The sequence below is a fragment of the Yersinia enterocolitica subsp. enterocolitica genome, from assembly GCF_901472495.1.
Lineage (GTDB): Bacteria > Pseudomonadota > Gammaproteobacteria > Enterobacterales > Enterobacteriaceae > Yersinia > Yersinia enterocolitica.
This window is the reverse complement of record NZ_LR590469.1, coordinates 1,746,705-1,761,902: the sequence shown is the minus strand read 5'-3', so window position 1 is coordinate 1,761,902 and position 15,198 is coordinate 1,746,705. Positions and strand designations below refer to the sequence as shown.

The following is a 15,198-nucleotide window of genomic DNA, read 5'->3' as shown; positions in this document are numbered from 1 at the left end:
GGGTATTTTGACAAGGCTAATGCAGGATATGGAGATGTAAATTACTTCACCTGCGCACTTCTAACGTCTTTTCCTGCTTCCCAAATCCGGTATTTCACATCAACGCCCTGCGGTACATAAACCACAATTGGCAAGCGGCTGTTATAGCGCTGCATAGCGGCATCACCCAGATTGGCGGCGATAAATTGTGGACGGCGGGTGTTATCCGGGCAAGCCATCATGGTTGAGGCCGGTTCGGAGATTTTATCCATCACCAAATAGTCAAAGCCCCAGCCAGACAAGGTTCTGGTTTCCAGATTGCCACCGAGCATATGGCGGTTGCAGTCAACTTCAATGGTTTTACCGATCAGCAATTCAACTTTGAAGCGGCTTTCGTCTTCTTGTGGCTCGAGGAAAATGACCTGGCGGCTCATGCCTTTTTCAGCTTGAGGATAAGGCGCAATCTTTTCTAACGGCTGTTGTTGATTAAGTGGCGGCTCAGTAGCGGCAATAGTGCTGGCAGAGGCGGCCATTAACAGGCTGGTTATGGCGATTGACAGTCTTTTCATCTTTTCTCCCTATGATTTTAATTCCAGATGCAAAAATATCATCTATTCAACAGGCTGATTATAGGTGAAATCCGATTGGCTGATTTATCTATTTGATACCCTAAATAATTCGAGTTGCAGGAAGGCGGCAACTGAGCAACAAATTGGTCGGGAACCGATTTGAACGCTGTTTGCAGCGGCCTCACAGAGGCAAGGCCCATGGACGGGCCAAGTAACGCAGGCAGCCAACGCACAAGCAGCTTGAAGTATGACGGGTATATTAAAGCTCGATTTCAATATCGCCCTTTGGCTGACAACAACAGGGCAGGATCTCGCCGGCCTGAATAAAAGCTAAAGGTTGCTGCGAATAGCACACTTCGCCTTTGAGCAAGCGCAGGCGGCAAGAACCGCAATAGCCAGAGCGGCATTGGTATTCGATGGGTATCTGATGATATTCAAGCGTTTCTAGCAAGTTACGGCTGTTCGCGGGGCGGTTAAGTTGAGCACCGGTGGTGCTCAACTTGATAATAGATTTCATGGATTACAGCTCGAAATCACTCAGGTCATCAGCACTGACTTCTGAATCAATCTGACCGACCAGATAAGAGCTGACTTCAACTTCCTGTGGCGCAACTTGCACGTTATCAGACACTAACCAAGAGTTGATCCACGGAATGGGGTTGGTGCGGGTATTGAATGGTATGCCCAGACCCACGGCTTGCATGCGGATATTGGTAATATATTCCACATATTGGCACAGGATTTCTTTGTTCAGACCAATCATAGAGCCGTCACGGAACAGATATTCTGCCCACTCTTTCTCTTGTTGTGCGGCCAGAACAAACAGGTCATAGCATTGTTGCTGACATTCTTCAGCAATTTCAGCCATTTCCGGATCGTCTTCACCGCTGCGCATCAGATTAAGAATATGTTGAGTACCGGTCAGATGCAGGGCTTCATCGCGGGCAATCATCTTGATGATTTTGGCATTACCTTCCATCAGTTCGCGCTCGGCAAAGGCAAAGGAGCAGGCGAAACTGACATAGAAACGGATAGCTTCCAGCGCATTCACACTCATCAAACACAGATAAAGCTGCTTTTTCAGTTCACGCAGGTTAACCACCACGGGTTTACCATTGACCTGATGAGTACCTTCCCCCAGCAGATGGTAGTAGCTGGTCATCTCAATCAGATCGTCATAATAGGCTGAGATATCTTTTGCGCGTTTGAGGATCTCTTCGTTGGTCACGATATCATCAAAAACAATCGACGGATCGTTAACGATATTACGGATGATATGAGTGTAAGAACGTGAGTGAATGGTTTCTGAAAATGACCAGGTTTCAACCCAGGTTTCCAGCTCAGGGATAGAGATAAGCGGCAACAGGGCGACGTTAGGGCTGCGGCCCTGAATGGAGTCCAGCAACGTTTGGTATTTCAGGTTACTGATAAAAATGTGTTTTTCGTGATCTGGCAGGGCGTTGTAATCAATACGATCGCGGGAAACATCAATTTCTTCCGGACGCCAGAAAAACGAGAGTTGTTTCTCAATCAGTTTTTCGAAAATAGCGTGTTTTTGTTGGTCGAAACGTGCCACGTTGACGGATTGACCAAAGAACATCGGTTCGAGTAACTGGTTGTTTTTATTTTGCGAAAAAGTGGTATAGGCCATGATTTCCTCAGGGACAGCAAAGGGCAAATGAAGATAGGCCCGTGATGACCCCTTGTGGGATCATCGGGAGGGCCTGAACTCAAAATCAGATCTTACATGCACCGCCTTCACAGTCGTCATCACCCGGCTGACTTTGGATATCTTCCTGCACATCATCAGCACCATCGCGGGTGTTTTGATAGTAAAGGGTTTTTACGCCAAATTTGTAGGTGGTGAGCAAATCTTTCAGCAACTGCTTCATCGGCACTTTGCCTGACGGGAAGCGGGTTGGGTCATAATTGGTGTTAGCTGAAATCGCCTGGTCGACGAATTTCTGCATCAAACCAACCAGTTGCAGATAACCATCGTTATTTGGCATATCCCACAGCAGTTCATAAGCCTCTTTCAAGCGCTCATACTCAGGGACAACCTGACGCAGGATACCATCTTTCGAGGCTTTGATACTGACATAGCCGCGTGGTGGTTCAATACCATTGGTGGCATTGGAGATCTGCGAGGATGTCTCGGAAGGCATCAGTGCTGACAGCGTGGAGTTACGCAGGCCGTGAGTTTGAATATCCTTACGCAGCGTTTCCCAATCGTAATGCAAAGGTTCGTCACTGATGGTATCCAAATCTTTCTTATAGGTATCAATCGGCAAAATACCCTGTGAATAGGTGGTTTCGTTGAACCACTGGCAAGCCCCTTGCTCACGGGCCAGTTCATTTGAAGCTTTCAGCAAATAGTACTGAATAGCTTCAAAGGTGCGGTGAGTCAGGTTGTTGGCACTGCCATCGGAGTAACGAACGCCATTTTTCGCCAGATAATAGGCAAAGTTAATCACACCGATGCCCAAGGTACGGCGACCCATTGCACCGCGTTTTGCCGCGGCGATTGGGTAGTCTTGATAATCCAGCAAGGCATCCAGCGCGCGTACAGCCAGCACTGCCAAGTCTTCTAAATCATCGAGGCTATCAATGGCACCCAAGTTGAACGCCGACAAGGTACAGAGCGCGATTTCACCATTTTCGTCGTTAATGTCATTTAACGGCTTGGTTGGCAAAGCAATTTCCAGACACAGGTTTGACTGGCGCACCGGCGCAATTTTCGGGTCAAACGGGCTGTGGGTGTTGCAGTGATCCACGTTCTGAATATAGATACGGCCAGTAGAAGCACGTTCTTGCATCATCAAAGAGAATAACTCAACCGCTTTGACACGTTGTTTACGGATGCTGTCATCTTGTTCGTATTGAGTATAAAGGCGCTCAAATTCGTCTTGATCGGCGAAGAACGCGTCATACAATCCTGGAACATCAGATGGGCTGAACAGGGTGATATCTTCACCTTTCAGCAAGCGCTGATACATCAGTTTGTTGATTTGTACGCCGTAATCCATATGACGCACGCGGTTGCCTTCCACCCCACGGTTGTTTTTCAGCACCAGCAGGCTTTCAACTTCCAAATGCCACATCGGGTAGAACAGCGTGGCGGCACCACCACGTACCCCCCCCTGCGAACAGGATTTCACCGCAGTTTGGAAGTGTTTATAGAACGGAATACAACCGGTATGGAAAGCTTCACCGCCGCGAATTGGGCTACCCAGTGCACGAATACGGCCCGCATTGATGCCGATACCGGCGCGTTGTGACACATATTTCACAATGGCGCTGGAAGTGGCATTGATGGAATCCAGGCTGTCACCACACTCGATCAACACGCAAGAACTGAACTGACGGGTCGGGGTGCGGACGCCGGACATAATTGGCGTTGGCAATGAGATCTTAAAGGTAGAGATAGCATCATAGAAACGCTTGATGTAATCCATTCGGGTTTCGCGCGGGTAATTAGAGAACAAGCAGGCGGAAACCAGAATGTACAGGAATTGGGCACTTTCATAGATCTCGTCGCTGACGCGGTTTTGCACCAAATATTTGCCTTCCAACTGCTTAACAGCAGCATAGGAGAAGTTCATATCGCGCCAATGGTCGATGAAAGTGTCCATCTGTTCGAACTCTTCTGCGGTGTAATCTTCCAGCAGATGTTTATCGTATTTACCCATCTCCACCATTTTCGTCACATGGGCGAATAATTTTGGCGGTTCAAACTGACCATAGGCTTTTTTGCGCAGATGGAAGATAGCCAGACGCGCGGCCAGATATTGGTAATCCGGTGCATCGCGCGAGATAAGATCGGCGGCAGCTTTGATAATGGTTTCATGAATATCAGCAGTTTTAATGCCATCATAAAACTGAATGTGTGAACGCAATTCTACTTGAGATACTGAGACGTTATGTAAACCTTCCGCGGCCCAGTCGATGACCCGGTGGATTTTATCCAGATTGATGCGTTCTTTACTGCCATCGCGTTTAGTAACAAGTAGGCTTTGGTTCATGTGTTCGTGACCTTTGTTCCCCTTACTCAGTGTCTATACAGCACAAATTTACGCACTCCATGATTAAGATAATCACTGAGGTCGTAGTGTATTGTTCAGTATGTAAACACAATATATAGGGGGTGGGTAGTGGATAGATAACAAGATAGTGAGTATTGAGACTTTTGGCAAGTGAACAAGATCGCTAAATTGTGTGGATAACTTGGGGGTGAATTGTTACGAAAGGCTCACAGGCGGCGTCATTACTGGGGCTCGCTGCCCGACACTCTGGGGGATAAGATTTTACCGAAAATTTTAAAAAATTGACTGTTTGCCGGTTTATTAAACATAAGCAAAAAACGGCATAACTTATCGCTTTTTTGGTTCAAAAAGACGGTTTCTGCCGAATTTCATGATATACGCTGTATAAAGCGACAAAATGGTGCGCGATGACACAAAAAAATGAATACATTAAGGCAATGTGCTCCATCAGAGAGCAGTCAAGTGACTGACTCCCTGACAGTAATAACCAATGCTTTATGCTTCATCTCGTTGAGTGTGCACCATATAATTCACATCAACATTACGGCCCAGCTTGAAATGGTCTGTTATCGGATTGTAATGCAATCCAATAATATGGCGTTCGCGCAGTGGGGTTTGGTCCACCCAACCAATCAGTTCTGACGGGCGGATAAACTTTTTCGCATCATGGGTGCCTTTCGGTACCATCTTCAATACATATTCCGCACCAACCACGGCCATCAGCCACGATTTGGTATTGCGATTAATGGTCGAAAAGAAAACGTGACCGTCGGGTTTGACCAGTTGTGCGCAGGCGCGAATAACCGAAGCAGGATCTGGGACGTGCTCGAGCATCTCCATACAGGTTACAACATCGTAATACTGCGGGTGTTTTTGCGCGTGGCTTTCGACTGTTTCCTGAACATAATCAAGCTTGGTACCGGTTTCCAGTGCATGTAATCGAGCCACTTGCAGCGGCTCGTAACCCATATCCAACCCGGTAACTTGCGCACCTTCACGCGCCATGCTTTCAGCTAAAATGCCACCACCGCAACCGACATCCAGCACTTTCTTATCAAAAATACCGCCAGCGCGCTGTAAAATATAATCAAGACGCAGCGGGTTAATGCGATGAAGAGGTTTGAATTCACCTTCTAAATCCCACCAGCGGGAGGCAACTGCCTCAAACTTGGCGATTTCTTGTTCATCGACGTTCTGATGGCTAGCGGTGTTATCTACACGCATGGAGAGTTCTCACTGTTCTGTTTCTTTGCGCAGATTATACATGTTCCCTTCCAATTGACGCAGAATAATACCGTTAAGTTAGGCGGATAAGCTCGACATAAAGTCGTTTCGACAAACATCACGTAGTTTCGCCAAAATCTGCGATTTGTGATATAGTTTCGTACCTTTAAATCCGGTAATTAGTAGAGGGATAGCGGCTCAATGAGCGACCTTGCCAGAGAAATAACACCGGTCAACATCGAGGAAGAGCTGAAAAGCTCCTATCTGGATTATGCGATGTCCGTTATTGTCGGACGTGCGTTACCAGATGTCCGGGATGGACTGAAACCGGTGCACCGTCGCGTACTGTTTGCGATGAATGTACTGGGTAATGACTGGAATAAGCCATACAAAAAATCGGCCCGTGTAGTCGGGGACGTTATCGGTAAATATCACCCGCATGGTGACAGCGCGGTCTACGACACAATTGTGCGTATGGCCCAGCCGTTCTCACTGCGCTATATGCTGGTGGATGGGCAGGGCAACTTCGGTTCCGTTGATGGCGACTCCGCCGCAGCGATGCGTTATACCGAAATCCGTATGTCTAAAATTGCTCACGAATTGTTGGCGGACTTAGAAAAAGATACCGTCGACTTCGTGCCGAACTATGACGGTACGGAGCAAATTCCTGCCGTAATGCCAACCCGAATCCCTAACTTGCTGGTTAACGGCTCGTCAGGTATTGCTGTCGGTATGGCAACCAATATTCCGCCGCATAACCTTTCTGAGGTTATTGATGGCTGTCTGGCCTATATCGAAGATGAAAACATCACCATTGAAGGGTTGATGGAGTACATCCCGGGGCCAGATTTCCCAACTGCTGCGATTATCAATGGTCGCCGTGGTATTGAAGAAGCTTATCGTACTGGCCGTGGCAAGGTGTATATCCGTGCCCGTGCTGAAGTTGAGGCTGACGCTAAAACCGGTCGCGAAACCATTATTGTTCACGAGATCCCGTATCAGGTGAACAAGGCGCGGTTGATTGAAAAAATCGCCGAGCTGGTTAAAGAAAAACGCGTAGAAGGCATCAGTGCGTTGCGTGATGAGTCTGATAAAGACGGCATGCGTATCGTGATTGAAATCAAACGTGATGCTGTCGGGGAAGTGGTTCTGAACAACCTCTATTCTCTGACGCAATTGCAGGTGACTTTCGGTATCAATATGGTGGCTCTGTCTCAAGGGCAGCCTAAGTTGCTTAACCTGAAAGACATTTTGGTTGCTTTCGTGCGCCACCGCCGTGAAGTGGTGACTCGCCGTACCATTTTTGAACTGCGTAAAGCACGTGACCGCGCGCATATCCTTGAAGCGCTGGCTATTGCACTGGCTAACATCGATCCGATTATCGAGTTGATCCGCCGTGCAGCAACACCTGCCGAAGCGAAAGCCGGCTTGATTGCCAGCTCATGGGAGTTAGGTAACGTTGCCGCCATGTTGGAACGTGCCGGTGGTGATGCTGCCCGCCCTGAATGGCTGGAAGCTGAGTTCGGTATCCGTGACGGCAAATATTATCTCACCGAGCAGCAAGCTCAGGCGATTTTGGATCTGCGTTTGCAGAAACTAACCGGCCTGGAGCATGAAAAACTGCTGGATGAGTATAAAGAGCTGCTGACTGTCATTGCCGAGCTGATCTTTATTCTGGAAAATCCAGAGCGCTTGATGGAAGTTATCCGTGAAGAGTTAGTTGCTATTAAAGAGCAATATAACGACGTGCGTCGAACTGAAATCACAGCGAATACCTCTGACATCAATATTGAAGACCTGATTAATCAGGAAGATGTGGTTGTGACATTGTCCCATCAGGGCTATGTCAAATACCAACCTCTGTCTGATTACGAAGCTCAGCGTCGTGGTGGTAAAGGTAAATCGGCTGCGCGTATCAAAGAAGAAGACTTCATTGATCGCCTGCTGGTCGCCAACACCCACGATACTATTTTGTGCTTCTCCAGCCGTGGCCGTCTCTATTGGATGAAGGTCTATCAGTTGCCGGAGGCCAGTCGTGGCGCACGTGGTCGTCCGATCGTCAACTTGTTGCCGCTGGAGCCAAATGAGCGTATCACCGCCATTCTGCCGGTGCGGGAATACGAAGAAGGTCGTCACATCTTTATGGCTACCGCCAGCGGTACCGTGAAGAAAACCGCACTGACCGAGTTTAGCCGTCCACGCAGTGCCGGTATTATTGCCGTCAATCTGAATGAAGGCGATGAACTGATTGGTGTCGATCTGACCGATGGCACTAACGAAGTCATGCTGTTCTCTGCATTGGGTAAAGTGGTTCGCTTCCCTGAGTCGCAGGTCCGTTCGATGGGCCGTACCGCGACCGGTGTACGCGGTATCAACCTCAATGGCGACGATCGGGTTATTTCTCTTATCATCCCTCGTGGCGATGGTGAAATCCTGACTGTGACTGAAAACGGTTACGGTAAACGTACCGCAGTGGAAGAATATCCAACCAAGTCCCGTGCGACTCAGGGGGTTATCTCCATTAAAGTCAGTGAGCGTAATGGTAAGGTTGTTGGGGCGGTACAAGTCGCGCCGACTGACCAAATCATGATGATCACCGATGCCGGTACACTGGTACGTACCCGCGTATCAGAGGTGAGTGTTGTGGGGCGTAATACCCAGGGTGTGACACTTATCCGTACCGCTGAAGACGAGCATGTCGTTGGCCTGCAACGTGTAGCTGAGCCGGAAGAGGATGATGACATCCTTGAGGGTGAATCATTAGAAGGTGAAGAGGGCAGCGAGGAAGATGCTGCACTGAATGCACCAGAAGATGAAGATGCTGCTGACGAAGCAGAAGACGATGACAATAATGCGTAAATGAAATAGGAGCCAGCTTACGAGCTGGCTTTTTTATGCTGACTTTTTAATGAGTCATGGGTAGTGTATTCTGTTATTACGCAGCCTGCCCGGCGATGCTTTCATCATGGTATCAGATTGAAATATCTTTCTTCATTTCGCACGACGCTGAAAATCTCCCGCTACCTATTTCGGGTATTGGCGGTCATGTTATGGTCACTCGGCGCACTGCTGACCACTTTTTATATCCTGAACATTCTTAACGAGAAAAAATCCGATATTCGTCAGGAATATAATACTAACTTTGAGCAGGCGCAGAACTACATTAGGCACTCTTCCGACATTATTCGTGATATCAAATATATGGCGGAAAACAGGCTTAATCACAATACTGCGAGCAGTGATATTGCGGCGGGCGCTTTTATTAAAAACAAAACCACGCCCAAATATTACCCACTCAATTCAGAAGCCGATTGTGCCACACTTAACTCGTCTCGCCATTCATCATTAGATTCTCTCAGCAATCTTATTTTGTATTGGAAAGAGAACTTCGCTGCTGCCTATGATCTTAATCGGATATTTTTTATTGGCAGTGACACCATGTGCATGGTGGACTTCGATATTCGCAATGTTCCGATGGAACAAGAAAGCTTACTTAAGTCGCTGAGTGAGCATATTGCACGGTATCGTGAGGCCAATAATCAGGATAAAGATGGCCCACTATATTGGATAGTCCCCGGTGTTCGTCCTGAAATAGGCACCTTATATGTGCTTAGCCCGCTTTATGTGGGGAATAAGTTAGAAGCATTAGTCGGCACGGAACAGACTATTCGTCTGGAAGATTTTATCTCCTCCGGCCCGTTACCCATTGGCGTGACTTTGCTGGATCAAAATAATGAGCCAGTATTACGTCTGGCGACGGGTGAACGCTATGCCTCGATATTGGATGACTACCCAGATACTCCCTCTTACTTTGGCTATGTGGACGATTATAATTATCTTTTGCTGAAAAAGAATTTACTGCCGTCCCCCCTAAGTATTGCCTATTCCTTGCCGGTCAAAACCATAATAGAGATATTCAAGCTATTAATTTTTAATGCGTTATTGCTAAATGCTCTTTCTGCGGTGGTCATATTTACCTTGGCCTGGTTGTTTGAGCGAAAAATGTTCCATCCGGCTGAAGATAATGCCTTGCGCTTGGAAGAACATGAGCAATTTAACCGTAAAATTGTGGCCTCTGCTCCGGTGGGTATTTCCATTCTGCGAATCAGTGACGGCACCAATATCCTCAGTAACGAATTAGCACATAACTATATTAACTTGCTGACCAATGAGGATCGTGAACGTATTACGCGCATTATTTGTGAGCAACAGGCGAATTTTGTCGATGTGATGACCAGTAATAACAACAATCTACAAATCAGCTTCGTTCACTCGCGCTACCGTAATGAAGATGTAGCGATTTGTGTGCTGGTAGATGTTAGTTCACGCGTAAAAATGGAGGAGTCATTGCAGGAAATGGCGGCAGCGGCGGAGCAGGCCAGCCAATCAAAATCGATGTTTTTGGCAACGGTCAGCCACGAGCTGCGTACTCCGCTGTATGGCATTATTGGTAACCTAGATTTATTGCAAACCAAAGAATTACCTCAGGGTGTTGAGCGTCTGGTGACGGCGATGAACAACTCGTCAGGGTTATTGCTCAAAATTATCAGTGATATTCTCGACTTCTCCAAAATAGAATCCGAACAACTGAAAATTGAGCCAAGTGAGTTTTCCACTGTAGAAGTGATAACACATATCACGGCGAACTATTTACCGCTGGTGGTGAAAAAGCGTTTGGGCCTTTACTGCTTTATTGAGGCCGATGTTCCACGGCTGATGTTGGGTGATGCGGTTCGCCTACAACAAGTTATCTCTAACTTACTCAATAACGCGATTAAATTTACTGACACCGGTTGCATCATTTTGCAAGTAAGGGTACGTGGCTATTACCTGGAGTTCCGTGTGCGCGATACCGGTGTGGGGATAAATTCACGTGAGATAAATCAGCTATTTGATCCGTTCTTCCAGGTGGGAACCGGGGTACAGCGCCATTTCCAAGGAACCGGATTAGGGTTAGCAATTTGTGAGAAATTGGTCAACCTGATGGACGGCGATGTTGAAGTGATTTCAGAGCTGGGGATGGGCAGCATTTTTGCTATTCGTATTCCCTTGTATCTGAAAGGAGTTCAACATCATGTCCAAAATGCAGTCTTGCCGAAGAGTGAGCGCTGGCAAGGAAAAATACTGTGGCTGGATATCCGTAATGCTCGTCTTGAGAGCTATTTACTCGATCTGTTAAGTCACTTCGGTGCGACTATCCAACGCTATAGCAATGAACAAACATTGCAGGATCAAGTGCTTATATGTGATTATTTACCACAAATAAACGCGCCACTATCGACATGGATTCAGCTATCCATTGAACATATTGGTTTGCCACAAGAGACTCGCCCAGGTTATTGGTTGCTTAGCACATCCACATTGCTGGAAATTATCCCATTATTGGATCACATATTGCTGGATCAGCAAGTCGTTGAGGACACACCACTGGCGTTGCCCGCACCGAAAACCAATCTGGATGAGAATGCAGATCTGCTCATTCTGGTGGTGGATGACCACCCTATCAACCGGCGGTTGTTGGCTGATCAATTGACAGCTTTAGGTTATCGGGTCATTACGGCGAATGATGGGCTGGATGCTCTGGCGGTGTTGAGTACAAATAGTGTCGATATTGTGCTAACTGACGTGAATATGCCGAATATGGATGGTTATCGCCTGACTCATCGCCTGCGAGAACTGAATCATCATTTCCCGGTGATTGGTGTTACGGCTAATGCCTTGGCCGAAGGTAAGCAGCGCTGTATTGAAGCAGGTATGGATAACTGTTTATCTAAGCCGGTAACATTGGATACTTTGCGCCAGATGCTGCGATATTATGGCGATAAGGTGCGAAAAACCCGTTAAAGCAGAAATAGGAATATATACCCAAAGTAATTGGAGTTGCAGGTAGGCAGCAAGCGAATGAATCCCGATGAGCTTACACAGGTAAGTGATTCGGGTGAATGAGAGTAGCTAACACCGCTGCAACTTCAAGTACGAAGGGGATAATAAACCCGGCACTGCTGAGCAATGCCGGGTTGGGGAACAGAAGTTATTCTTTCTCTTGGCCAATAGTGACAGAGGAAAGGTAGTTTAACAGGGCAATATCATTATCCACGCCCAGTTTCAGCATCGCCGATTTCTTCTGGCTACTGATGGTTTTGATGCTGCGATTCAGTTTTCTGGCAATTTCAGTTACCAGGAAACCTTCAGCAAATAACCGTAAAACTTCACTTTCTTTCGGTGATAAACGTTTGTCACCATAGCCATTAGCGCTGATTTTCTCCAACAGCTTAGCCACACTTTCAGGGGTGAATTTTTTCCCTTTCTGTAATGCTGCCAAAGCCTTAGGTAAATCAGCAGGAGCGCCTTGTTTTAGTACAATCCCATCAATATCCAAGTCCAAAACTGAACTAAGAATAGCAGGGTTATTATTCATCGTTAGTACTATTATGGCTAAATCTGGGTAGTGTCGTTTTATATATTTTATCAATGTGATGCCATCACCGTACTTATCTCCAGGCATGGAGAGGTCAGTAATTAGCACGTTGGCATCGAGTTTAGACAAGTTGTTAATAAGCGCTGTGGAGTCTTCAAACTCCCCGACAACGTTTACCCACTCGATTTGCTCAAGTGACTTTCGGATGCCAAACAACACAATTGGATGGTCATCAGCAATAATTACATTAAGGTTGTTCATGGTTATGGGTTACCTTGCTGCAACAGTCTGGTGACGAAAGAATCAATTTGACTGATGCTATTTTCGATCTTCAACCGATCGCCATCTGCGATATGCTGTTCTAATGTTTCACACAGTTGTTTGCCGATAAGCAAATTCAACATAGCAAATACGCCTTTCAATCGATGTGCGGTCTGCGAAAGCGATATGAAATCACGTTGCTGAAGTTCAGTATACAGTTTCTTCAGATCTACTGGTACTGTCTCAACAAATAAGGAATAATAGTCACTGGATTTTAGTTGTTGCTCGTAAGCATTTATATCATCAGCAGCAATGGATTCAGGCTTTTCAATGTGTTCATCAGATGAAATCTGCTGTTCGATTAATAATAATATTGCATCAATGACTGCACTTCCTAAATTATAATTTACCCGAATATAATTATCCTGCAACTGCTGCATTCCTGGTTCGTCAGATGCAAGTAATAAAGTATAGTTATCATAGTGTTGTGGGTTATCAGTCACCGTCACATCATAGTCTCGGCCCGGCAAGCGGTCATCGACGATGATGCAGTTAGCGCCAAAGGAATTCAATAATGTTGTGATTATAGAACGCACTTCTTCCGACGTTATATCTAATAATACCGTGACACCATCCAATAATTTCTCTTGTTCCTCCTCCTGCTCATTTTGGATAGCAATCGTAACCCGGATTGTATAACGAGTACCTATATCAACTTTGCTACGAATCTCTAATTGACCGTTTAATTTTTTACATAATTGGTTACATAAAAAGAATGTTAACCCTGAACTGTGATTGTATCTGTCGGCCAATGTTTGGCTGAGGAAAGGGTAATTAAGATTACTGATCTCTTCATCAGAAATGCCCACACCCGTATCGGTAATTTGAATAATCAGTTGTTCCGGGTGCCCAGGTTCATGATCCACATTAAGCGTTATCTTACCGTAAGCAGTCGTGATAACAGAATAATGCAGTAGCAATGAAAGTATTTTACGCAATACTTTTTCATCACCAATGTAATTTTGGTCGAGGCCAACAAGATAATGATTGAACAGAGTTAACCCTTTCTGATTTATCGCTGGCAGCACATCCAGTAGCAGCCCATCAATTAATGCCGACAGGGAGAAACTATGTTGTTCTGGTTGCCAATCCTGAGTTTCTAAACGTGTTAGTAAGGTAATATTATCAATTAACTCAATGATACTTTCAGATTGTTCTGCCAGTTTGCGCGCTAATTCATGTTGCACCGCCGGATCAGTAGTATTTTGTAATTCTTTGGCTGTTTGATTGAGGTTATTAATGGGGTGATTCAGTTCAATACCCAGGTTATGGAGCATTAGTTTACGGGCTTGCAAGCTTTTGTCGTATTCACGTCTGGCCTGCTGTAAGCGTTTATTCACCAAAACTTCTTTATCCTGATCATGGAGCAGGAAAAGATAGGTTTCAGGCGAAAACTTACTGCGGAACATCCTGATTTCGTAAACTTCATTATTCACCGTGCCCTGAATCACCCCGTGGTGCTGTTCTGCCATATGGGCAATTTTTTGCAGGTTAAGGTGAGGCATCAGGTTATCGGCTATCTGATTACTGGCGACTACCACATTACTACTGAAATTATAAACCAGTAGCCCTTGTGGCAAGCTGGTAATAATTTCCTGACTCAGTGATTTTTGCGCCTCTAATTGATCAAGCATATCTGTACTTGGGCGAACGAATTGGCGACGAATAAAATAGATCCCCAAAACAGCCAGAGCCAGCAGCAATATATTGGACAAGATCAGCCAGAAGTTATTTCTCAGCAAATCAATGGCCAGCACGGTCACCGGAACACGATAAACAATTTTCAACGACGCGTTGGCTAGTGGCGCTGAAATTTCAACCCAATAGCCATTGAGTGTCACGCTGGCAGCGGCGGTATCCTCTGGTGCCATCCCCTCATTAATCGGTGTTTTATCCGGTTGCAGTAGGAAGTTCGAACGCGCCATATTCGGCGGAATTAAGTCATTAATCGGCAGATCAAAGGCAATGACCGTCGCCAGATGACCGGGATGATTGAAGGTGGTTCGAATCGTGAAATAGTAGGCGTTCTGGAAACGTAATTTCCGCAATGGAGAGAAACTTTCGCGCTCATCTAATGTATTAGCCTGTTGTAGCATTTCTGCTCGCCGAGACTCTGCGGCGGCAGTCAGGTAGCTTTCTTTAAAACGTGACGTGACTTCCTTTAAGGCCTGAGTGGTGATGAGGGTTAGGCTATTGTCCTGGCCGTTCAGATAATACATTGAGTAGGTATCATTCTGCGCCCCCCAATGGCTGTCGAGATAATCTGACAACTGCAAGGTCATGGCGAGTGTGGCAGGCTCGTGATTACCAAAAATGACGGCGTCAGTTTTTCTGCGCGGTTTTTCAATATAGTAAATATCAGGGCGCAGACGCACTTCTTGGGCAGAAAGAATATTTTTATCAGAGATATTCGGATTATTGGCAAAATCATATATCTGGTAGGTATGGTACCGATAATCTTCGATACGTTGCTGTAAACCGGTGGCAATATAGCTCAATGCATGTTTTTTTTCTGTCAGGTAAGCATTGGTATAGTTGTAGCCATACAGCCCAACGGTGATGAGCAGTAATACGATAAACAGCCAGAAGCAGCGCGTAATGTTAGCTGAACTGGTAGATAACGAGTTATTTTGCATAACGATAA

At 46.2% G+C, this 15,198-nt stretch carries 9 protein-coding genes; 2 read left to right on the top strand and 7 right to left on the bottom strand.

The features are described 5' to 3' along the window. Positions 1 to 41 precede the first annotated feature (41 nt). The 5 genes from eco to ubiG all read right to left on the bottom strand — a co-directional run bounded on the left by eco (position 42) and on the right by ubiG (position 5,815). Positions 42 to 548, bottom strand: a complete 507-nt coding sequence (eco, locus tag FGL26_RS08350) for a serine protease inhibitor ecotin (protein ID WP_005171589.1) — start codon at positions 546 to 548, stop codon at positions 42 to 44. Between the two features lie 259 nt (positions 549 to 807). Beyond that, complete coding sequence (gene yfaE / locus FGL26_RS08345) at positions 808 to 1,065, bottom strand: class I ribonucleotide reductase maintenance protein YfaE (RefSeq protein WP_005171586.1); 258 nt, start codon at positions 1,063 to 1,065, stop codon at positions 808 to 810. 3 nt (positions 1,066 to 1,068) lie between these two features. Then, a complete protein-coding gene (nrdB, locus tag FGL26_RS08340; RefSeq protein ID WP_005171583.1) occupies positions 1,069 to 2,199 on the bottom strand; it encodes a class Ia ribonucleoside-diphosphate reductase subunit beta in 1,131 nt (376 codons plus the stop codon). A gap of 85 nt (positions 2,200 to 2,284) precedes the next feature. Continuing rightward, complete coding sequence (nrdA, locus tag FGL26_RS08335) at positions 2,285 to 4,570, bottom strand: class 1a ribonucleoside-diphosphate reductase subunit alpha (protein ID WP_138060229.1); 2,286 nt, start codon at positions 4,568 to 4,570, stop codon at positions 2,285 to 2,287. A 516-nt stretch (positions 4,571 to 5,086) separates the two neighbouring features. After that, positions 5,087 to 5,815, bottom strand: a complete 729-nt coding sequence (gene ubiG, locus FGL26_RS08330) for a bifunctional 2-polyprenyl-6-hydroxyphenol methylase/3-demethylubiquinol 3-O-methyltransferase UbiG (protein WP_005171566.1) — start codon at positions 5,813 to 5,815, stop codon at positions 5,087 to 5,089. Positions 5,816 to 6,016: 201 nt separating this feature from the next. On the opposite strand from ubiG, the gene gyrA reads away from it, so the two are divergent. Further along, entirely contained in the window at positions 6,017 to 8,674 is a 2,658-nt protein-coding gene (gene gyrA, locus FGL26_RS08325) for a DNA topoisomerase (ATP-hydrolyzing) subunit A (protein WP_005171564.1), read from the top strand. 117 nt (positions 8,675 to 8,791) lie between these two features. Beyond that, positions 8,792 to 11,659, top strand: coding sequence for a two-component system sensor histidine kinase RcsC (gene rcsC / locus FGL26_RS08320; RefSeq protein WP_005171561.1), 2,868 nt, complete (start codon positions 8,792 to 8,794; stop codon positions 11,657 to 11,659). Positions 11,660 to 11,846: 187 nt separating this feature from the next. On the opposite strand, the gene rcsB is transcribed toward rcsC, so the two are convergent. Further along, positions 11,847 to 12,494 (bottom strand): response regulator transcription factor RcsB, encoded by a 648-nt coding sequence (gene rcsB / locus FGL26_RS08315; RefSeq protein WP_005159308.1) that lies wholly within the window; start codon positions 12,492 to 12,494, stop codon positions 11,847 to 11,849. 2 nt (positions 12,495 to 12,496) lie between these two features. Next, a complete protein-coding gene (gene rcsD / locus FGL26_RS08310; RefSeq protein ID WP_005171557.1) occupies positions 12,497 to 15,190 on the bottom strand; it encodes a phosphotransferase RcsD in 2,694 nt (897 codons plus the stop codon). Positions 15,191 to 15,198: the final 8 nt, after the last annotated feature.